Annotated in this window: 15 protein-coding genes and 1 riboswitch; of the genes, 11 read left to right on the top strand and 4 right to left on the bottom strand. The window is 73.3% G+C overall.

The window, feature by feature from the left end; translation table 11 throughout:
* The first annotated feature begins 156 nt into the window (after window positions 1-156).
* Window positions 157-3,699 (top strand): transcription-repair coupling factor, encoded by a 3,543-nt coding sequence (gene mfd / locus ACZ50K_RS12770; protein ID WP_468901419.1) that lies wholly within the window; start codon window positions 157-159, stop codon window positions 3,697-3,699.
* Between the two features lie 57 nt (window positions 3,700-3,756).
* On the opposite strand, the gene ACZ50K_RS12765 is transcribed toward mfd, so the two are convergent.
* Entirely contained in the window at window positions 3,757-3,930 is a 174-nt protein-coding gene (locus ACZ50K_RS12765; protein WP_468901416.1) for an antitoxin, read from the bottom strand.
* An 86-nt stretch (window positions 3,931-4,016) separates the two neighbouring features.
* Here ACZ50K_RS12765 and ACZ50K_RS12760 point away from each other — a divergent pair, with 86 nt between their 5' ends.
* Window positions 4,017-4,733: an HNH endonuclease family protein gene (locus tag ACZ50K_RS12760; RefSeq protein WP_468901413.1), complete on the top strand. Its 717-nt coding sequence runs from the start codon at window positions 4,017-4,019 to the stop codon at window positions 4,731-4,733.
* 16 nt (window positions 4,734-4,749) lie between these two features.
* Here ACZ50K_RS12760 and ACZ50K_RS12755 read toward each other — a convergent pair whose 3' ends face one another.
* The gene (locus ACZ50K_RS12755; RefSeq protein WP_468901410.1) at window positions 4,750-5,487 is read right to left on the bottom strand and encodes a hypothetical protein; all 738 of its coding nucleotides are present in this window, start codon (window positions 5,485-5,487) and stop codon (window positions 4,750-4,752) included.
* Between the two features lie 295 nt (window positions 5,488-5,782).
* Here ACZ50K_RS12755 and ACZ50K_RS12750 point away from each other — a divergent pair, with 295 nt between their 5' ends.
* From ACZ50K_RS12750 to ACZ50K_RS12740, 3 genes are all read left to right on the top strand, one after another.
* Window positions 5,783-7,903 (top strand): N-6 DNA methylase, encoded by a 2,121-nt coding sequence (locus ACZ50K_RS12750; protein ID WP_468901407.1) that lies wholly within the window; start codon window positions 5,783-5,785, stop codon window positions 7,901-7,903.
* Between the two features lie 106 nt (window positions 7,904-8,009).
* Window positions 8,010-8,627, top strand: coding sequence for a hypothetical protein (locus tag ACZ50K_RS12745; RefSeq protein WP_468901404.1), 618 nt, complete (start codon window positions 8,010-8,012; stop codon window positions 8,625-8,627).
* Window positions 8,624-10,126 carry a protein kinase domain-containing protein gene (locus ACZ50K_RS12740; protein ID WP_468901401.1) on the top strand — a complete coding sequence of 501 codons (1,503 nt, stop codon included), beginning with the start codon at window positions 8,624-8,626 and terminating at the stop codon, window positions 10,124-10,126. The genes ACZ50K_RS12745 and ACZ50K_RS12740 overlap by 4 nt, the downstream gene beginning before the upstream one ends.
* Here ACZ50K_RS12740 and ACZ50K_RS12735 read toward each other — a convergent pair.
* Window positions 10,116-12,596, bottom strand: a complete 2,481-nt coding sequence (locus ACZ50K_RS12735; RefSeq protein WP_468901397.1) for a YfhO family protein — start codon at window positions 12,594-12,596, stop codon at window positions 10,116-10,118. The genes ACZ50K_RS12740 and ACZ50K_RS12735 overlap by 11 nt on opposite strands.
* Before the next feature lie 181 nt (window positions 12,597-12,777).
* On the opposite strand from ACZ50K_RS12735, the gene ACZ50K_RS12730 reads away from it, so the two are divergent.
* The gene (locus ACZ50K_RS12730; RefSeq protein ID WP_468901395.1) at window positions 12,778-13,401 is read left to right on the top strand and encodes a SurA N-terminal domain-containing protein; all 624 of its coding nucleotides are present in this window, start codon (window positions 12,778-12,780) and stop codon (window positions 13,399-13,401) included.
* A gap of 27 nt (window positions 13,402-13,428) precedes the next feature.
* Window positions 13,429-14,424, top strand: a complete 996-nt coding sequence (locus ACZ50K_RS12725; protein WP_468901392.1) for a nucleoside triphosphate pyrophosphohydrolase — start codon at window positions 13,429-13,431, stop codon at window positions 14,422-14,424.
* Between the two features lie 25 nt (window positions 14,425-14,449).
* Here ACZ50K_RS12725 and ACZ50K_RS12720 read toward each other — a convergent pair whose 3' ends face one another.
* Entirely contained in the window at window positions 14,450-15,652 is a 1,203-nt protein-coding gene (locus ACZ50K_RS12720) for a globin domain-containing protein (protein WP_468901389.1), read from the bottom strand.
* Window positions 15,653-15,773: 121 nt separating this feature from the next.
* Here ACZ50K_RS12720 and ACZ50K_RS12715 point away from each other — a divergent pair, with 121 nt between their 5' ends.
* From ACZ50K_RS12715 to eno, 4 genes are all read left to right on the top strand, one after another.
* Entirely contained in the window at window positions 15,774-17,048 is a 1,275-nt protein-coding gene (locus ACZ50K_RS12715) for a cytochrome P450 family protein (RefSeq protein ID WP_468901386.1), read from the top strand.
* Window positions 17,049-17,166: 118 nt separating this feature from the next.
* Complete coding sequence (locus tag ACZ50K_RS12710) at window positions 17,167-18,282, top strand: LysM peptidoglycan-binding domain-containing protein (RefSeq protein WP_468901383.1); 1,116 nt, start codon at window positions 17,167-17,169, stop codon at window positions 18,280-18,282.
* Window positions 18,283-18,558: 276 nt separating this feature from the next.
* A riboswitch (cyclic di-AMP (ydaO/yuaA leader) is annotated at window positions 18,559-18,725 on the top strand.
* Window positions 18,726-18,728: 3 nt separating this feature from the next.
* On the top strand, window positions 18,729-19,457 hold the full coding sequence (locus ACZ50K_RS12705; protein ID WP_468901380.1) for a transglycosylase family protein: 729 nt from the start codon (window positions 18,729-18,731) through the stop codon (window positions 19,455-19,457).
* 263 nt (window positions 19,458-19,720) lie between these two features.
* The gene (gene eno / locus ACZ50K_RS12700) at window positions 19,721-21,007 is read left to right on the top strand and encodes a phosphopyruvate hydratase (RefSeq protein ID WP_468901377.1); all 1,287 of its coding nucleotides are present in this window, start codon (window positions 19,721-19,723) and stop codon (window positions 21,005-21,007) included.
* The last annotated feature ends 52 nt before the right edge of the window (window positions 21,008-21,059 follow it).

Raw genomic sequence — 21,059 nt, 5'->3', positions numbered from 1 at the left:
AGGGACCGGGGCCACCGGCGTGTCCGGCGCCGCGACCGGGCCGGGAGCCGCGATCCCCCGCGCGGGCCGGGGACCCCCGTCGTAGGCTGGGACCCCCGGCCCGTATGACGTGTCGGGCCACTCGCGTTGCCTATCCTCCGGACGGAATAGCCCTTCATGAGTCTGCACGGACTGCTCGACGCCGTCACCCGGGACGCCGCCCTCACCGAAGCGGTGTCGGCGGCCGCCGACGGGAACCGGATGCACGTGGACCTGGTCGGTCCGCCCGCCGCCCGCCCCTTCGTGATCGCCGCACTGGCCCGGCGCACCGAGCGGACCGTCCTCGCGGTCACCGCGACCGGCCGGGAGGCCGAGGACCTGGCCGCCGCGCTCCGCTCGATGCTGCCCCCCGAGCAGGTGGTCGACTACCCGTCCTGGGAGACCCTGCCGCACGAGCGGCTGTCCCCGCGCAGCGACACCGTGGGCCGCCGGCTGGCCGTACTGCGCCGGCTCGCCCACCCCAGCAAGGACGATCCGGCCGCGGGCCCGGTCAGCGTGGTCGTCGCCCCGATCCGCTCGGTGCTCCAGCCGCAGGTCAAGGGGCTCGGCGAACTGGTGCCGGTGTCCCTCCGGCAGGGCGAGTCCGCCGATCTCGGCGAGATCACCGAAGCGCTCGCCGCAGCCGCCTACGCCCGCGTCGAACTGGTCGAGAAGCGCGGCGAGTTCGCCGTCCGCGGCGGGATCCTCGACGTGTTCCCGGCCACCGAGGAACACCCGCTCCGGATCGAGTTCTGGGGCGACGAGGTCGAGGAGATCCGCTACTTCAAGGTCGCCGACCAGCGGTCCCTGGAGATCGCCGAACACGGACTGTGGGCCCCGCCCTGCCGGGAACTGCTGCTCACCGACCAGGTCCGGGAACGGGCCGCCGCCCTCGCCGAGCAGCACCCCGAGCTCGGCGAACTCCTCCACAAGATCGCCGAGGGGATCGCGGTGGAGGGCATGGAGTCCCTCGCCCCGGTCCTGGTCGACGACATGGAACTGCTGCTGGACGTGCTGCCCGCCGGGGCGATGGCCGTGGTCTGCGACCCCGAGCGGGTCCGCACCCGGGCCGCCGACCTGGTCGCCACCAGCCAGGAGTTCCTCCAGGCCTCCTGGGCGGCCACCGCCGGCGGCGGAGAGGCCCCCATCGACGTGGGCGCGGCCTCCCTGTGGGGCATCGCCGACGTCCGCGACCGGGCCCGCGAGCTCGGCATGATGTGGTGGTCGGTCTCGCCGTTCACCGGCGCCGCCGAGGACGAGGAGCTCGGCGGCGACACCCTGGTCCTGGGCATGCAGGCCCCCGAGGCCTACCGCGGGGACACCGCCCGCGCCCTGGCCGACACCAAGGGCCGGATCGCCGAGGGCTGGCACACCGTGTTCCTCACCGAGGGCCACGGCCCGGCCGCCCGCACCGTGGAGGTCCTCGGCGGCGAGGGCATCCCGGCCCGCCTGGAGTCCGGGCTGACCGCCCTGGAACCCTCCCTGGTGCACGTGGCCTGCGCCTCCCTCGACCACGGCTTCCTGCACCCCGGACTGAGGATCGCCGTCCTCACCGAGACCGACCTGACCGGTCAGCGCACCGCCAGCAAGGACCTCGGCCGGATGCCCACCCGGCGCCGCAAGACCATCGACCCGCTGACCCTGGAGGTCGGCGACTACATCGTGCACGAGCAGCACGGCGTGGGCCGCTACATCGAGATGGTCCAGCGGACCGTGCAGGGCGCCACCCGCGAGTACCTCCTCGTCGAGTACGCCCCCGCCAAGCGCGGCCAGCCCGGCGACCGGCTCTACATCCCCACCGACCAGCTGGAGCAGGTCACCAAGTACGTGGGCGGCGAGGCCCCCACCCTGCACCGGCTCGGCGGCGCCGACTGGACCAAGACCAAGGCGAAGGCCAAGAAGGCCGTCAAGGAGATCGCCGCCGACCTGATCAAGCTGTACAGCGCCCGGATGGCCGCCCCCGGCCATGTCTTCGGCCCCGACACCCCCTGGCAGCGCGAGCTGGAGGACGCCTTCCCGTACGCGGAGACCCCCGACCAGCTCACCACCATCGCCGAGGTCAAGGAGGACATGGAGAAGTCGGTCCCGATGGACCGGCTGATCTGCGGCGACGTCGGCTACGGCAAGACCGAGATCGCGGTCCGGGCCGCGTTCAAGGCCGTCCAGGACGGCAAGCAGGTCGCCGTCCTGGTCCCCACCACCCTGCTCGTCCAGCAGCACTTCGGGACCTTCTCCGAGCGCTACGCCCAGTTCCCGGTGAAGGTGCGGGCGCTGTCCCGGTTCCAGACGGAGACCGAGTCCAAGGCCACCCTGGAGGGCCTGAAGGAGGGCTCGGTGGACGTGGTCATCGGCACCCACCGGCTGTTCTCCCAGGAGACGAGGTTCAAGGACCTCGGCCTGGTCATCGTCGACGAGGAGCAGCGGTTCGGCGTGGAGCACAAGGAGCAGCTGAAGAAGCTCCGCGCCAACGTGGACGTGCTCACCATGTCCGCCACCCCGATCCCGCGCACCCTGGAGATGGCGGTCACCGGCATCCGCGAGATGTCGACGATCACCACCCCGCCGGAGGAGCGGCACCCGGTGCTCACCTTCGTCGGGCCGTACGAGGAGAAGCAGATCGGTGCCGCCGTCCGACGTGAACTCCTGCGCGAGGGGCAGGTGTTCTACATCCACAACCGGGTGGAGTCCATCGACCGGGCGGCCGCCAAGCTCCGCGAGATCGTGCCGGAGGCGCGGATCGCGACCGCGCACGGCCAGATGTCGGAGACCGCCCTGGAGCAGGTGGTGGTGGACTTCTGGGAGAAGAAGTTCGACGTGCTGGTGTCCACCACCATCGTGGAGTCCGGCATCGACATCTCCAACGCCAACACCCTGATCGTGGAGCGCGGCGACAACTTCGGCCTCTCCCAGCTGCACCAGCTGCGCGGCCGGGTCGGCCGCGGCCGGGAGCGCGGCTACGCCTACTTCCTGTACCCGCCGGAGAAGCCGCTGACCGAGACGGCGCACGAGCGGCTCGCGACGATCGCCCAGCACACCGAGATGGGCGCGGGCATGTACGTGGCGATGAAGGACCTGGAGATCCGCGGCGCCGGCAACCTGCTGGGCGGCGAGCAGTCCGGGCATATCGCCGGGGTCGGCTTCGACCTGTACGTGCGGATGGTCGGCGAGGCGGTGGCCGACTACCGCAAGTCCCTGGAGGGCGGCGGCGACCAGGAGGAGGCGCCGCTGGAGGTGAAGATCGAGCTGCCGGTGGACGCGCACGTCCCGCATGACTACGCCCCGGGGGAGCGGCTGCGGCTCCAGGCCTACCGGTCGATCGCCGCCGCCACCTCGGAGGCCGACATCAAGGCCGTCCGGGAGGAGCTCACCGACCGGTACGGCAAGCTGCCCGAGCCGGTGGAGAACCTGCTGCTGGTGGCCGGGCTGCGGATGCTGGCGCGGGCCTGCGGGGTCGGGGACATCACCCTGGCCGGTCCCAACATCCGCTTCGGACCGGTGGAGTTGCGGGAGTCGCAGGAGCTGCGGCTGAAGCGGATCTACCCGGGATCGGTGCTCAAGCCGGCCGCCTCGCAGGTGCTGGTGCCCCGGCCGAAGACCGGGAAGATCGGCGGCAAGCCGCTGGTCGGGCGGGAACTGCTGGCCTGGACCGGGGAGTTCCTCACCACCATCCTCGGATCGTGACGGCGCGGCCGGGGACCCGATCGGTCCCCGGCCGTCCGGGCACTGCTCCTTCGGGCGCTACTTGGTGGGGTCGTCGTCGATGCCTAGTCGCTGCTCGGCCTGCTGCTGCGCCTTGTCGATCTGGTCGGCGTACTTGCCGCCGGTGCGCTCGTTGGCCTCCTGCTCGACCTGGTCGGAAATCTGCTTGCCCTTGGACTTGGCCTGGTCCCTGAACCTGTCGAAAATCCCCATGCGAGGACTCCTTCCATTACCCGTTTGCGACGGTACGCCGGATTTGATCCATTCGCCTGCCGGGGGCCGGTCTAGGATCTGCTCCCATGCGCTCACGCCCGCTGGTCACCGCCGTCCTGCTGAGCTGTGCCACCGCCCTCGCGGGCTGTACGGCGGATCCGGCGCCGCCCGCCGCCGGGCCCGGCCGGGGCGGGGGAGGCGGGGCGGCGCTGGCCGCGGTGGGCTCGCTGCCGGTGAAGGGCCGGGCCCCGAAGACCGGCTACGAGCGCGCGGAGTTCGGTGCGGCCTGGCTGGACACCGACTCCAACGGCTGCGGCACCCGGGACGACATACTCAAACGGGACCTGGCCGGCACCGCCTTCAAGGGCGGCAGCTGCAAGGTGGTCTCCGGGGTCCTGGAGAAGGACCCCTACACCGGCGGCCGGATCGAGTTCGAGCGCGGCGGCGGGCAGGGCGTGGACATCGACCACCTGGTGGCCCTCTCGGACGCCTGGCAGAAGGGCGCCCGGTCCTGGGACAAGGGGAAGCGGATCGCCTTCGCCAACGATCCGCTGAACCTGCTGGCCGTCCAGGCCGCCGCCAACCGCCGGAAGGGCGACGGGGACGCCGCGACCTGGCTGCCGCCCGCCAAGTCCTACCGCTGCGCCTATGTGGCCGGGCAGGTCGCGGTGAAGCTCAAGTACGGGCTGTGGGTCACCGCCGGGGAGCGGGACGCGATGGAGCGGGTGCTGGCCGGCTGCCCCGACCAGAAGCTGCCCACCGGCGGGAATCCGACCGCGCCCCCGCCCCGGCTGGTCCGCTGACCTGCCGCCGGGCGGGTCAGCCGCCGAGCTTGTCCAGGTCGACGATGTCCTTGGCGGCCGGGGAGTCGGCCTTGACCGGGGCGTCGAATCCGGAGAAGTCCATCGTGCCGGCCTCCTTGCCGGTGCTGACCACCCGCAGCGGGTAGGGCTTGCCCTCGGTGGCCACGTGCACGGTCTCGGTGCCCTCCGCGGTCTTGGTGGTGATGGCCATCGCGGACCGGCCGCCGACCGTGCCGACCTCGCCCTTGTCGGCGCCGGAGCTCTTGTCGAACTCCTTGGTCAGCTCGTTCAGGTCGCAGAAGGCCGCTATCTCCTTGGAGTCGGCGTCGGAGGCCTTCGACTTGACCCACTTGTTGGCGATCATCCCGAGTGCGAGATCGGCCTCCTCCTTGGGCAGGTCCTTGAACTCGGCCCGGTAGAAGGACTCGTCGGCCCGGATGTAGACCGCTTCGCTGTTCTTGATGACCTCGGCCTTGCCCTGGCCGACGTACTCGAAGCTGCCCGCACACCGGGCGCCGCCCTTGGTCATCGACATGTCCAGGCGCACGGTCTTGCCCTCCTCGTCGGGGAAGGAGCCCTTGACGCTCAGCGAGGAGGAGGCGCGCAGGGTGTCCAGGGAGGAGTTGACCACCTCGGACCCCGACTTTCCGGCGAAGGGCCCGGTCTCGCCGCCGGGGAAGCAGCCGGTGAGGCCGAGGGCGGCGACCGCGGTGAGGGAGGCGGCGGCGGTGGTGGTGCGGAGGGCGGTGCGCATGGCGTGTTCTTCCTACGGGTGAGGTGGGGTGGGCGGGGGGTGGGGACGGCCCCCGGGGGCGGAGCCGGGTCAGCGTACGCGGGGCGCACGGAAATCGGAATCCGGGAGTCCGTTTAATCCCCGTCGGTCCCGGTGTCGGAGCAGGCCCCGGAGGTGGCGAGGGCCAAGGCGACGGCGGCGGTGGTGACGGGTCACATCACAGCAGAAGCTGTGAACCGAGTCAACATGGTTCACGAGGAATCGTCAGTTCACGTTGTGAAGGGGGTTCTCCGCTGTGTACGGGTAGGATCCGCACATGCCGGAGAACACCGCAGAGGTCACCGCCGCCGAGATCGCCCGCCTCGCCGGAGTGGGCCGCGCCGCCGTGAGCAACTGGCGCCGCCGCCACCCCGACTTCCCCAAGCCGGTCGGCGGCACCGACACCAGCCCCTCCTTCGCGCTCCCCGAGATCGAGGAATGGCTGCGCGCCCAGGGCAAACTCGCGGAAGTGCCGCTGCGCGAACGGGTCTGGCAGCAGATCTCCGGCCACCCCGGCGGCCCCGCCGCCGCCCTCCTGGAAGCCGGCCGCGTCCTGCTCCTGGTCCGCGACCGGCCCACCGAATGGCCCGCCCTCGCCGCCGTCTCCGACCTGCGCATGGCCGAACTCCTCGGCCCCCTCCTCGACGGGGTCCTGGCCGACCGGCTCGGCCCCGGACACCCCCTCTCCGGTACCGCGCGACCCGGCCCCGAAGCCATGCCGGCGGCCCGCGCCACCGCCGCCCTCGCCGCCGAACTCGGCGCCCGCCAGGCCTTCGAGTTCCTCCTCGGCCGCCATCTCGACGCCAGCCCCCGCCAGTACACGCCCACCCCGGCCGGCCCCGCCGAGCTGATGGCCGCCCTGGCCGGCCCCGCCGCCCGCACCGTCCTGGACCCGGCCTGCGGCACCGGCGGCCTGCTCCGCGCCCTGCGCACCCCCGCCACCCTCTACGCCCAGGACGACAACCCCGAGGCCGCCGCCCTGGCCGCCCTCCGGCTCGCCCTGCACGGCGGCTCCGAGGTCCGCACCGGCACCGCAGACAGCCTGCGCGCCGACGCCTTCCCCGGCCTCGCCGCCGACGCCGTCCTCTGCCACCCGCCGTTCAACGAACGCAACTGGGGCCACGAGGACCTCGCCTACGACGCCCGCTGGGAGTACGGCTTCCCGGCCCGCACCGAATCCGAACTCGCCTGGGTCCAGCACGCCCTGGCCCACCTCCGGGAAGGCGGCACCGCCGTCCTCCTGATGCCCCCCGCCGTCGCCGCCCGCCGCTCCGGCCGCCGGATCCGCGCCGACCTGCTGCGCCGCGGCGCCCTCCGGGCCGTCGCCGCCCTCCCGGCCGGGGCCGCGCCCCCGCACGGCATCCCGCTCCACCTGTGGGTGCTGCGCCGGCCCGCCGCCCACGCCCCCGCCGCCCCCGGACTGCTGCTGGTCGACACCGCCGCGCTCGCCGCCGACGGCCGCGAACGCGCCGCCTGGCCCGCCGTGCACCAGGCCGTCCTGGACGCCTGGACCGCCTACGACCGCACCGGCACCACCGAGGAGGTCCCCGGCATCAGCCGGGTGGTCCCGGTCATCGAACTCCTCGACGACGACGTGGACCTCACCCCGGCCCGGCACCTGCCCCCGCCGGCCGGCGGGGCCGGCGCCGCCGAACTCACCGCCGTCCGCGACCGGCTCGACCGCACGCTCACCCTGGCCGCCGGACTCACCCCGGAGCCCGCCGAGCAGGCCCCGGCCGATCCCGGACCGGCCCGGCCGCCGTCCACCACCATCGGCGAACTCGCCCGCGCCGGAGCCCTGCTGCTCCGCACCGGCACCGGCGGCGGCGCCGGGGCCCCCGTACCCGTCCTCACCGAACAGGACGTGCACGCGGGCACCGCCCCCTCCGGTACCCCGTCCGGCACCGCCCCCTTCGGCACCGCCTCCTCCGGAACCTCCTCCTCCGGCACCGCCGACGAACCCGTCCTCACCGAGCCCGGCGACGTGGTCGTCCCGGTCATCGGCGGCACCGCCGCCCGGGTCATCGGACCCGACGCGGCCGGCGCCGCCCTCGGCCGCAACCTCCAGCTGCTCCGGCCCGACCCGGCCGCCCTCGACCCCTGGTTCCTGGCCGGCTTCCTGCGCGCCACCGCCAACAACCGGCAGGCCAGCAGCTACGCCTCCACCGCCACCCGGCTCGACGTCCGCCGGCTCCAGCTGCCCCGGCTGCCGCTCGACGAACAGCGCCGCTACGGAGCCCGGTTCCGCGCCCTCGCCGAGTTCGAGGACGCCCTCCGGCTGGCCGCCCGGCTCGGCGAACAGCTCGTCCAGGGCCTCTACGACGGACTGGCCGACGGCACCCTCACCCCCGACACCCCCGTGCGGGCCTCGGTTCCGTCCCCGCCGCGCAACGGTTGAGCACCATCACGCACATCCCCTGACCAGGTGTCGCCCCCCGGCTATACGCTCAGTCCCGAGCGGTTTTCCGCCACCCTCCGTCCGTACGGCCCGTCAGGAGCAGTGAATGCACGGCCCCGGCTATCCGCCGCCGCAGCACCAGAACCACCCGTCCGGCAGCGGGTCCGTGGTGACCTGGCGCGTGCTGTTCGCCCTGCTGCCCCTGCTGAGCTGCGGCATGCTCGCCTTCGGCACGCTCATCAGACTGGCGGTCGTCACCCGCCGCAGCCGTGACTGGTTCCTCTGCGGCGCCAACCTCGTGCTGATCGTGCTCAGCCTCTACCTGGTCGGCAGCGACCCCACCCCCGACGCCGACACCTGGCGCGGCAACACCGGCATGGGCGTGCTCCTCGGCATGGCCGTCGCCGTCATCGCCTACTTCCTCTACGCCGACATCCGGCACCACTCCGGCGCGGACCGGGCCCCCGCCGGCTGGTACCCGCCCGCCGCCCAGGCCCCGCCGGCCCGCCCGCAGTACGGCTACCCGCCGGTCGCCCCGGACACCCACCACACCCCGCCGCCGGCCCACACCCCGCCCCCGGCCCGGACCGGCACCCCCGCGCAGCCTCCGGTGCCGCCGGACCGCACCCCGCCGCCGGCCCCCCGGATCGGCCAGGTCCGCGCCGAACTCGACGAACTCAGTGAACTGCTGCGCAGGCAGGAAGGCCAGGAACGGGACTCGTGACCGAGCGGATCATCGCGGACCGGTACCAGCTCGCCACCGTCCTCGGCCAGGGCGGCATGGGCCAGGTCTGGACCGCCTACGACCGGCGGCTCGACCGGCGGGTCGCCGTGAAGCTGCTGCGCCCCGACAAGATGACCGGCCCCGGCACCGTCGCCGAGGAGCTCCGCCGCCGGTTCGTCCGCGAATGCCGGGTCACCGCCCAGGTCGACCACCCCGGCCTCGTCACCGTGCACGACGCGGGCAGCGACGCCGACGACCTCTACCTGGTGATGGGGTACGTCGAGGGCGCCGACCTCGCCGACCACCTCGCCGAGCACGACCCCTACCCCTGGCACTGGGCCGTCGCGGTCGCCGCCCAGCTCTGCTCGGTGCTCTCCGCCGTACACGCCGTCCCCATCGTGCACCGCGACCTCAAGCCGCGGAACGTGATGGTCCGCCCGGACGGCACCATCCTGGTCCTCGACCTCGGCGTGGCCTCCGTGATGGACAGCGACACCACCCGCCTCACCCACACCGGCTCGCCCATCGGCAGCCCCGCCTACATGGCCCCCGAACAGGCCATGGGCGGTGCCGTCGGCCCCCGCACCGACCTGTACGCCCTCGGCGTGCTCATGTACGAACTCCTCAGCGGAAGCGTGCCCTTCGCCGGTTCCACCGCCCTGGGAGTCCTGCACCGCCATCTGTACGAGCCGCCGCTGCCGGTCCGCCAGCTCCGCCCCGAGATCCCCCAGCAGCTGGAGACCCTGCTGCTGCGGCTGCTCGCCAAGGACCCGCAGGACCGGCCCGGCAGCGCCCAGGAGGTCTACGAGTCCCTCGCCCCCCTGCTGCCCGGCCACGGCACCCCGGCCGGACCCCTCGACCCCACCCGGCCCTTCCTGCGCCCCATGGCCCCCTGGCCCGACCGGGCGGCGGCCACCGTGCTGCCGCCCCGCCCCGCGACCCCGCCCCGCCCGGACATCGCCTCCCAGGTCGACGAGGTGAAGCGGCTGCTGGACCAGGGCCGGCTCACCCAGGCCGTGGACATCCTCGGCTCGCTGCTGCCCGCAGCCGCCGAACGCCACGGGGAGAACTCCCCGGTGGTCCGCAGCCTCCGCAAGCAGTACGCGGCCACCCTGATGGACGACGGCCAGTACCGCCGCGCCCTGCCCGAACTGCGCCGGCTCGCCGACGAACTGCCGCCCGGCGACGCCCAGGCCCTCCGGTTCCGCTACGAGGCGGCCCAATGCCTGGACCAGCTCGGCGAACCCGCCGCCGCACTGGCCGAATACCGGTCCCTGCTCCCGATGTTCGAGAACCACTACGCCAACCCGGACCCGGACCTCCCGCTCCAGGTCCGCCGCCGGATAGGCCACCTGCTGCTGTCCCTCGGGGACCGGCAGGCCGCCCACGACACCCTGGCCCGGCTGCTGTTCGACGCGGAACGGCTGCACGGCCCGGCGCACCCCTTCCCCGCCGAGATCCGCCGCACCCTGCACTGGCTGGGCCAGGTCAGGGGCTGACCCGCACCACCGGCCCGGCCACCGGCCCGTCCGGCACCCGTCCGTCAGGCCCCTGCCCGTCCGACACCCGTCCGCCCGCCGCCGGCCCGTCGGCCCCGGCCCGGCCGGCCCGCCGGCGCAGCGGCGGCCACCCCGCCATCGCCGTCAGCCCCAGCAGCCCGGCGCCCGCCGCCGCCAGCCCGGCGGTCAGCCCCGGCGGACGGAACTCGCAGCTCACCGTGGTGGTCCGGCCGTCCAGCGGGACCGCGACCAGCCCCAGCCGGCTCCCGGCCGGCCGGCCCTCGCAGTACCAGCCCCGGGTCGCCGGCACGGCCAGCACCGCCGTGCCCCCGGCCCGGGCCGCGGCCGCCGGGAGTTCGGCCCGCACCCCCCGGGAGCCCACCGTCACCGACACCGCCGCCGAGGCCCGCAGCCCGGCCACCGCCGACTCCAGCCGGGACCGGTCCAGACAGCCCAGCTGCCAGGAGCCCGGTGTCCCGGCGGTGAACACCAGCCGGGAGGCCGCCCCGTGCGAGGGGCCCAGCGGCTGGAGGGCCGCCCGGTTGCGGGGCGCGTTGCCGTGCAGCCGCACCCCCGGCCCGTCGGCCCGCCGGACCGGTCCGTCGTAGGACGGGGCCCACAGATAGGCCTCGGTGCCGGCCGCGCAGACCCCGGGGGCGACCGGATCCTCGTACACCCGCGCCCCCAGCAGGAGTTCCTGGTTCCGGAAGGGCGAGGAACCGTACTCCGGGACGGTCCCGCCGGGGTCCGGCGGGCGGACCGTGACCAGTGGCAGGGCGTCCCGGCGGGCCACCGTGCCGTCCGGCATCAGCCGGGCCCCGACCCCGAACAGGGCGTCCGTGACCGGGTTGTCGATGCTCTGCACATTGCGGCCGCGCGAGGTCCAGCCGGCCCCCAGCGCCGCCATCGTCCGGGTGTACACCTCCGGGGTGTGGCTGCTGTAGTAGCCGCCGCCCTCCCCGCCCAGCAGCAGCGGATCGTTCCCGGTGAGGGCCGGCCGGCTCGGATCCGTCCGGTACCGGGGCCACCCCTCGGCACCGGCCAGCGCCCGGGCCCGCGCCTGGTGACGCTCCCCCCAGGGCGGGTAGTCGTCCATCCGCACCAGCTTGCCGTGGTGGGCGAAGGAGGCCGTGGCGGCTGCCTGGCCGACCAGCACCAGGGCCAGCAGCCCGGCCGCCGGGAGCGCGAACCGGCGCTGCCGCGGCAGCCGCCAGCACAGCGCGGCCACCGCCAGCCCGCCCAGGAACAGCGCGTAGGAGGCGGCGCCCGGCAGGGCGCTGCCGGTGGACCAGAGCGCCACCGCGGCCAGCACCCCGGCACCCGCGGCCAGCGCTCCGGTCCCCGGCCGGCCGGCCGCCAGCCCGGTCCAGGCGGCGATCACCAGCACCCCGGCCAGCACGAACGTCTGCCGGTACGGACTGCCGTTGGGGGTGGCGAAGACGTGCCAGGCCAGATGGGTGGGCTCCCACTGGAAGGACAGCAGCACCCCCAGGACCAGCCCGGTCCAGCACAGCCGGGCCCGCCGCGGCACCGACCGGTGGAAGGGCAGCGCCGCGGCGAGCAGCAGGGTGCCGGTGCCGACGAACAGGGCGGGGGAGGAGAAGTCGTAGGTGGCGGGCAGCAGCCGGGCCCACAGGTCCGGCCAGGACGCGGGGACGAACTCCCGCACCAGGCCCGGGTAGGCCTGTTTGCTGCCGAGGTACACCGGGACCAGCAGCGGGGCGGCCAGCGCGATGCCCAGCAGGGTCCGGGCGGCGGCCCGCAGCAGCACCCGGGCCCGGTCCCGTACGCCCTCCCGCTCCAGCAGCACCCGGACCAGCAGCACCAGGGCGGCGCCGAGGGTGGCCATGTACGCGGTGTAGAAGTTCGCCGTCCAGCACACCGCGACCACCAGCGGGCCGAGCACCGGGCGGCGGGCCCGCAGCGCCCACTCACCGGTCAGGCACAGCATCGGGAAGGCGATCAGCCCGTCCAGCCACATCGGGTTGTACGAGGCCTCCATCAGCGACCAGCCGCACAGCGCGTACGAGGCCGCCAGCACCGCGGCAGCCCACCGGGGGCCCGGTCGCAGGGTCCGCAGCAGCCAGGCCGTCGCCGCGGCGGCCGCCGCCGTCTTGAGCACGGTCACCACATAGACCGCGAGGTCTATCTCCGACCGGGGGAACAGCGCGACCAGGGGTGCGAACGGGCTGCTCAGATAGGTGCCCAGGTCGGGCAGGAAGCCGGTCCCGTACCCCGACTGCCAGTTGAACAGCAGTCCGCCGGCCGCACGTCCGTGCAGCAGGTCCCAGAGATGGGCGTGGAAGGGCACGAACTGGTTGCCGAGGTCGTTGATGCTGCGGTTGCGCGGACCGTAGGGGAACACCCGTGCGGCCGCGTCCCCGGCGCACACCCCGGCCACGGTGAGCAGCGCCGCGAGCGCCGCTCCGTGCAGGCCCGGGCGGCGGGCGGTGCGGTGCGGTGTCGACATGGTGGGACGACCTTGGCAGGGCGGGAAGACCGGGGCATGGCCACCGGGTGAACACGCACCCCAACACAGCCGGAATCGTTGGTCGAACCAGTGGCTCTGATCAACCTGAGCTCATACCATCGATCACCGCAAGGCCCTTGTGCATGAACGCACAATCTCAGCCCCGGCCCTGGAGGCTCCTTTGCACCGTCGCACTGCGCTCTCCGTATCCGCCGCCCTGCTCCTGGCGGCCCCCCTGCTCTCCGCCTGCTCCGGCGAGGCCCGGCCCGGCACCGCCGCCGTGGTCGGCGGGGAACGGATCACGACCTCGGCGCTCCAGGCACAGGTGAACGACGTCCGGGACGCGCAGAACCGGTCCGCCAACGCCGCCCAGCTGATCTCCGGTTCGGCCCGCCTGGAGCGGGTCAAGCTCAGCAAGATGATCCAGCTGCGGGTGCTGGAGCGGGCGGCGAAGACCGCCGGGATCGGCCTCACCACCAAGGAGATCGAGGAGGTCCGGGCGAACCAGCTGGCCCAGACCGGCGGCCCGGAGAAGATGGCCGAGCTGATGCTCGCCCAGAGGGTGCCGCTGGCGCCCGACCAGCTCGACGACGAGATCCGCTTCCAGCTGCTCTTCGCCAAGCTCAGCGACCGCTACGGCCAGGAGAAGGTGGTCGAGAAGCTCGCCGAGGCCGCCCGCACCCTCGACATCGAGGTCAACCCCCGGTACGGCTCCTGGGACACCAAGCAGATCGCCGTCGGCGACTACCAGACCCCCTGGATCACCCAGAAGACCCGCACCGAGGAACCCCCGGCCGGAGCCTGACCCCGGCCGCGGCGGTAGGTTCGACGGGTGACTGAGCACCCGCCCGCCGAGCCCACCGGCCGCATCGTCCTGCTGACCACCAGCCACCGGGTCGCCCCCGGAGTGCTGTCCTGGCCCGCCTGGCAGGTGCTGCGCACCGCCGACCGGGTCCTGTGCGCCGACCCGGGCCATCCTCAGCTGCCCTATCTGCGGGAGGCCGGGGTGGACGTGGTCCTGGCCGGCGCGGACGCCGAGGGGCTGGTGGCCGAGTGCGCCGGCGGCCGGACCGTGGTGGTGCTGCCCGGCGGCGAGGGCGACCGGGTGCTCACCGACGGACTGGCCCGGCTGGCCGGCTCCGGCCGGTACGCCATGCCCGACCTGGAACTGCTGCCCGGCTCCTACGACCTGCCCGGGGCCCGGCTGCTCGACCTGGTCCAGGTGATGGACCGGGTCCGCCGGGAATGCCCCTGGACCTCCGCCCAGACCCACCGCGGGCTCGCCAAGTACGCCATCGAGGAGGCGTACGAGCTGGTGGAGGCGATCGAGGCCGGGGACCGGGAGGAGCTCCGCGAGGAGCTCGGGGACGTGCTGCTTCAGGTCGTCTTCCACGCGCGGATCGCCGAGGAGGGCGGGCCGGACGAGGAGGACGAGCCGTTCTCCGTCGACGACGTGGCCGGGGCCCTGGTCGCCAAGCTGATCCACCGGCACCCGCACGTCTTCGGCGAGGAGAAGGCCGAGACCCCCGAGGACGTCCAGGAGCACTGGCAGCGCACCAAGGCGGCGGAGAAGCGGCGCGCCTCGGTCACCGACGGGGTGCCGCTGGGCCAGCCGGGCCTGGCACTGGCGGCGAAACTGGCCGGCCGGGTCCGGTCGGCGGCCCTGCCGGTGCCGCTGCCGGTCGGCGAGGGCATCGGATACGAGCTGCTGGCGCTCGCCGCCCGCGCCGAGGAGGACGGGGTGGACCCGGAGACCGCGCTGCGCGCGGCGGCCCGCGCCTACCGGGACGCGATCCGGGCGGCCGAGGGCCTCACCGGCACGCCGTAGCGGCCCTGGCGCCGCGGTGACGTGGTCAGAAGTCCCGGGGGGCGCGGGCCGAGGGGTCGTGCCAGTGGGTGGACGGGGGGTTCAGGAACCATTCGCCGAAGCCCAGCGGGCGGGTCCGGGAGGCCCCGTCCGCCGGGACCGAGTCGTGGAAGACCCGGTCCGGGCGGGCGCCGAGCTCCGCCAGCAGCCGGGCGGTCCCCTCGATGAACCGGGGCGGGCCGCTGAGGTAGGCGTCCTGCTCGGGCCACAGCCCCCGGTTGGAGAGTGCGGTGGCCAGCCGGTCGGTGGCCTGGTTGCGGGGCCGGCCGGGGGCCGGGGTGATGTAGGTGACGCTCAGCCAGGGATAGCGGGCGGCGTACTCGTCGATCAGCGGCCGGTCGTACAGGTGGGGCTGGTCGCGGGCCACCACGAAGAGCCGCACGTCCTGGTCGGGAGGGTGTTCCACCAGCTCCTCCAGGATGGCCAGGATCGGGGCCCAGCCGGTGCCGGCGGCGACCAGGCTGATCGGCCGGCCGTCCCGGCGGAGGGTCATGCGCCCGCCGGGGGCCCCGAGCCGGAGCGTTTCGCCCGGCCGGACCTCCTCGACCAGCGCGGTGCTCAGCCGGCCCGTCTCGATCCGGCTGACGTGCAGGTCGAGGGTGTGGTCGGGGCGTGGTGCGTTGCCCAGCGAGTAGGTGCGCCAGGTGGTGGGCACCCGGTCGCTGCTGACGCTCACGTACTGGCCGGCCCGGAACGGCAGCACCTGGTGCGGGCGGAGGGTGAGGACGGCGATGTCCCGGCCGTACTGGAGGTGGCGCACGACCTCGCTGTCCCACCAGGGCGGGTCCGCGCTGTCGGCGGCCCCGGCCGCCATCGTCTCCGAGATCAGCCGGTAGGCCTCGGCCCAGGCCTTCTCCACGACCGGGTTCCAGGCGTCCCCGGAGGCCTCCGCGAGCGCGGCGAGCAGACTGGCGCCGACGGCCGCGTAGTGCTCGGGGCCGACCAGGAACTTGCGGTGGTCCCGGCCGAGGTCGCGGAGGTAGGGGCCCGCGGTCTCGTCGTCCAGGTGGGCGATGACATGGGTGAGCGCGGCGAACAGCCGGTCCCGCTGGCGTTCCATGTCCTCGGCGGAGGACGGGAAGAGGGCGCGCAGCCCGGGGTGGTGCCAGAACAGGTGGGAGTAGAAGTACTTGACCGCGTGCTCGGCCCGTCTCTCCACCACCGCGAAACTGCTCTTCAAGATCCTCACATCCACAAACCCGAAAGTAGGAAGGCAGCGCGAGGTCAGGTCAAGCTCCCGCCGATCTGCGGACAGCCGCGGCGAAGCTCCCAAATGGGGTCGGCGGTCCGGGCCGGGATACCGTCGGACGGTGCACGAGGAACCCGCAGCCGCCGCCCAGCCCGCCGCCCCCACGCTCTTCGACTGGGAGTTCGCGACCGACCCCTACCCGGCCTACGCCTGGCTCCGCGAGCACTCCCCGGTGCACCGCACCAAGCTGCCCAGCGGGGTCGAGGCCTGGCTGGTGACCCGCTACGCCGACGCCCGGCAGGCCCTCGCCGACCAGCGGCTCAGCAAGAACCCGGCGCACCACGCGGAGCCCGCGCACGCCAAGGGCAGGACCGGGATCCCGGGCGAGCGCAAGGCCGAGCTGATGACCCATCTGCTCAACATCGACCCGCCGGACCACACCCGGCTGCGGAGGCTGGTGTCCAAGGCGTTCACCCCGCGCAGGGTCGCCGAGTTCACCCCGAGGGTGCAGGAGCTCACCGACCACCTGATCGACGGGTTCGCCGCGCGGGGGGAGGCGGATCTCATCCACGAGTTCGCGTTCCCCCTCCCCATCTACGCCATCTGCGAGATGCTCGGGGTACCGCGAGAGGACCAGGACGACTTCCGCGACTGGGCCGGGATGATGCTGCGACACACGAAGGCCGGGCAGGGCGGCGGTCCGCGCGGCGGGGTGGCCCGCTCGGTGAAGCAGATGCGCACCTATCTCGGAGAACTCATCCACCGCAAAAGGGATGATCTGGGCGATGACCTCATCTCCGACCTGATCCGGGCGAGCGACCACGGGGACCACCTCACCGAGGCCGAGGCCACCGCGATGGCCTTCATCCTGCTCTTCGCCGGATTCGAGACCACCGTGAACCTCATCGGCAACGGGGTCCACTCCCTCTTCATGAACCCGGACCAGCGGGCCCGCCTCCAGGCCTCCCTCGCGGCCGGCGAGAGCGACCTGCTGGCCACCGGAGTCGAGGAACTCCTGCGCTACGACGGCCCGGTGGAGCTCGCCACCTGGCGCTTCGCCACCCGCCCGCTGACCCTCGGCGGACAGCGGATCGAGGCCGGGGACCCGGTCCTGGTGGTGCTCGCCGCCGCCGACCGCGACCCCGAACGGTTCACCGCACCCGACACCCTGGACCTCTCCCGCACCGACAATCAGCACCTCGGATACGGACACGGCATCCACTACTGCCTCGGCGCGCCGCTGGCCCGGCTGGAGGGCCAGACCGCGCTGGCCACTTTGCTGACGCGTCTGCCGGACCTCGAACTCGCCGCGGACCCCGCCGACCTGCGCTGGCGCGGCGGGCTCATCATGCGGGGGCTGCGCACCCTGCCGGTCAGGTTCACACCCGCTGATTAACTGACCCGGAGTCAACGATGTGACCTTCGCGTGATCTGCGCTGCATCGACTTGTGACAAGCGTTCGAGGAGCGCTAGGTTCCGTGACCTCCCCGCTGTCACGCGAAAGGTCCACCCTCATGCGTTCCGGGAACGGCCGGCATCGCCGGCCCCGTCAGGTCCCCGCGATAGTCGTCACGGCCGGAGTCACCGGCACCGCCCTGGCGCTCCCGCTGTTCGCCGCCACCGGCGCGAGCGCGGCGGACACCGCCACATGGGACAAGGTCGCCGAGTGCGAGAGCGGCGGCACCTGGAGCGCCGACTACGGCAGCGGGGCCTACGGCGGGCTCCAGTTCACCCAGGAACGCTGGGAGGCGGCCGGCGGACTCGACTACGCCCCGCGCGCCGACCTGGCCAGCCGCTCGCAGCAGATCGCGGTGGCCGAACGGGTGCTGGCCGACGAGGGCCCCCAGGCGTGGTCCTCCTGCGCCGAGTCCGCCGGACTCGCCCGGGGCGGCCCGGCCGCCGCCGTCGACCCCGGCCAGCCGCAGGTGGCCGCCCCGGCGGAGAAGGAGCCGGCCCCGGACTCCTCCGCGGGCTACGAGCTGCCGGCCGCGCCCGGCGGCGCCTACACCCCCGGCGTCCCGATGATGCCGGCCCCGCTGCCGCCCGAGGAGCCGGCCCCGCTGCCGCACGGCCCGCTGGTGCCCGAGGTGCCGACGGCGCCGACTGCCCCGACGAACCCGGACGTTCCGGCTCTTCCGGACGTTCCGACCTCGCCCACCGATCCGACGGACCCGACCGCCCCGACGCGGCCGGTGCCGCCGACCGGCCCCGAGGACCCGACGGCGCCCGCCGACCCCACGGCCCCGCCCACCACCCCGGTGGGCCCGACCGCGCCGGCCCTGCCCACCGACCCGACCGCCCCCGCCGACCCGACGGCCCCGGCCGACCCGACGGCCCCCGAGGGCGGCACGGGCCTGCTGCCGGAGACCGGCGGGACGACCGACCCGGGGACCGGCACCGGAAGACATCGCGGCGCCCCTGCCGCCGAGACACCGGGCACTTCTGATGCAAAGTCGGAAAAAACGGACTCCACCTACACGGTGAAGGCCGGGGACAACCTGACCCGCATCGCCGACGCCAAGGGCGTGACCGGCGGGGTGAAGGCCCTCTACGCCGCCAACGAGCAGGTCATCGGCGAGGACGCGGACCTCATCAAGCCCGGCCAGAAACTGGATGTAACCCCGGAATAGGGGCAGTTCGCCCGACCGGAAAGCGTGCGATGTCCGTTTCGTGTAAGTGAGACATGCGTCTCTTCCGCTCAACTGGCGTGTCCTGTCTGTGACCTTCCGGAAATCGGCCCCTCACCTGCGCAAACGTCCCTCCGGGAAGCGCAAGTAGGGGCCGTTTCGGGCATCTGACGCCGATTGAACATCCGGGCCGGACCTGTCTACCTTCTGAATCGCTCGCCACCGCGGGCCCCTTCGACCGCATCGCCGAATCCTGCCGGCGGACGGAGGGAACAGTCGTCGCGTCAAGCGCCGAAGGCAGGAGCGGGGGAACCAAGGTAAGTGCCGGGCCCGGCCATTGAGAGATGGTCACGGAACGGCTTGGGGTGAAGACGCGCACTGCGCGACCGGGCAACTCACTCGCCCGAACCCGACAGCTCACCTCGTAGGCGTCGGTGAGGAGAACCTCCATGCTGCTTTCCGGCAAGGGCAAGCACCGCCGCGCCTCCAAGGCCACCCGTGTCGTCGCGCTCGCCGGAGTGGTCGGCGCCGCCGCTGCCGCTCCGCTGATGGCCGCGGGCACCGCCAGCGCCGCCACCGCCTCCCAGTGGGACGCCGTCGCCCGCTGCGAGTCCGGCGGCAACTGGTCCATCAACACCGGCAACGGCTACTACGGCGGCCTGCAGTTCTCCGCCTCCACCTGGGCCGCCTACGGCGGCAAGGCCTACGCCTCCACCGCCAACCAGGCTTCCAAGTCGCAGCAGATAGCGATCGCCGAGAAGGTCCTCGCGGGCCAGGGCAAGGGCGCCTGGCCGCACTGCGGCAAGGGCCTCACCGGCGCCGCGTACAACGGCGGCTCCACCGGCACCTCGAACGGCTCCGCCTCGAAGGCGAAGACCGAGACGAAGAAGGCCAAGGTGAAGAAGGAGACCAAGCGCGCCGAGACCACCACCCGGTCCGAGCGCACCACGGTCGCCCCGGCCCCGTCCAAGCCGGCCGCCAAGAAGTCGGCCCCCGCGGCCCCCGTCGCCCCCAAGACCGGCAACGGCTCCTACGAGGTCCAGGCCGGCGACACCCTCGGCGCCATCGCCGACGCCCAGAACGTCAAGGGCGGCTGGGAGCACCTCTACGAGCTCAACAAGGACATCGTCACCGATGCCGACCTGATCTACCCGGGCCAGAAGCTCAACCTCTCCTGACCCTCCGCCGGAACCCCGGCAGCCACGCCCGCCCGGCGCGTCACCGACGCGCCGGGCGGGCGTGCTTCGCGGCTCCGGGCGGGCTCCTCCGCCGAATCTCCAGGGCCCTATGTCCCGGAACCAGGGTATTCGGGCCCTTTTTCGTCCCAGGACCCGGGCGGTCGACCGACCGACCCCCCGGAGCCGGTTAGGCTCTAGTCCGGCAGAGGCCGTGCCACGGCCTCCCATGCCACCGCACACTCAGCGTCACATCCCAGAAGGAGATGCTCGTGCCGTCCATCGACGTCGTCGTAGCCCGGGAAATCCTGGACTCCCGAGGCAACCCCACGGTCGAGGTCGAGGTTGGCCTCGACGACGGGAGCACCGGCCGTGCTGCCGTTCCGTCCGGCGCCTCCACCGGTGCCTTCGAGGCCGTGGAGCTCCGTGACGGGGACTCCAACCGGTACCTCGGCAAGGGTGTCGAGAAGGCCGTCCTCGCCGTCATCGAGCAGATCGGCCCGGAGCTCGTCGGCTACGACGCCACCGAGCAGCGCCTGATCGACCAGGCGATGATCGACCTGGACGCCACCGAGAACAAGGGCTCGCTGGGCGCCAACGCGATCCTGGGCGTCTCCCTGGCCGTCGCGCACGCCGCCTCGGAGGCCTCGGACCTCCCGCTGTTCCGCTACCTCGGCGGCCCGAACGCGCACCTGCTGCCCGTTCCGATGATGAACATCCTCAACGGTGGGTCGCACGCCGACTCCAACGTGGACATCCAGGAGTTCATGATCGCCCCGATCGGCGCGGAGTCCTTCTCCGAGGCGCTGCGCTGGGGTGCCGAGGTCTACCACACCCTCAAGAAGGTCCTGCACACCAAGGGCCTCTCCACCGGTCTGGGCGACGAGGGCGGCTTCGCCCCGAACCTGGAGTCCAACCGCGCCGCGCTCGACCTCATCGTCGAGGCCATCAAGCAGGCCGGCTACGTCCCGGGCAAGGACATCGCGCTGGCGCTCGACGTCGCCGCGTCCGAGTTCTACAAGGACGGCAAGTACGAGTTCGAGGGCCAGTCCCGCTCGGCCGCCGAGATGACCGAGTACTACGAGGAGCTCGTCTCCGCGTACCCGCTGGTCTCCATCGAGGACCCGCTGTACGAGGACGACTGGGCCGGCTGGAAGGTCATCACCGAGCGCATCGGCTCCAAGGTGCAGATCGTCGGCGACGACCTCTTCGTCACCAACCCCGAGCGCCTGTCCCGCGGTATCGAGGAGGGCTCCGCGAACGCCCTGCTCGTCAAGGTGAACCAGATCGGTTCGCTGACCGAGACCCTGGACGCCGTGGAGATGGCCCAGCGCAACGGCTTCAAGTGCATGATGTCGCACCGCTCCGGCGAGACCGAGGACGTCACCATCGCCGACCTCGCCGTCGCCGTGAACTGCGGTCAGATCAAGACCGGCGCCCCGGCCCGCTCGGACCGCGTCGCCAAGTACAACCAGCTGCTGCGCATCGAGGAGATCCTCGACGACGCCGCCGTGTACGCCGGCCGCTCCGCCTTCCCGCGGTTCAAGGGCTAATCACGCCTTGCCTCCCTACGTCCCCGCACTCGGTCCCGTACCGTGTGCGGGG

The organism is Streptomyces sp. NPDC033845 (assembly GCF_055576225.1).
Note: the sequence above shows the minus strand (reverse complement) of the source record. Positions and strands in the feature narration are given on the sequence as shown.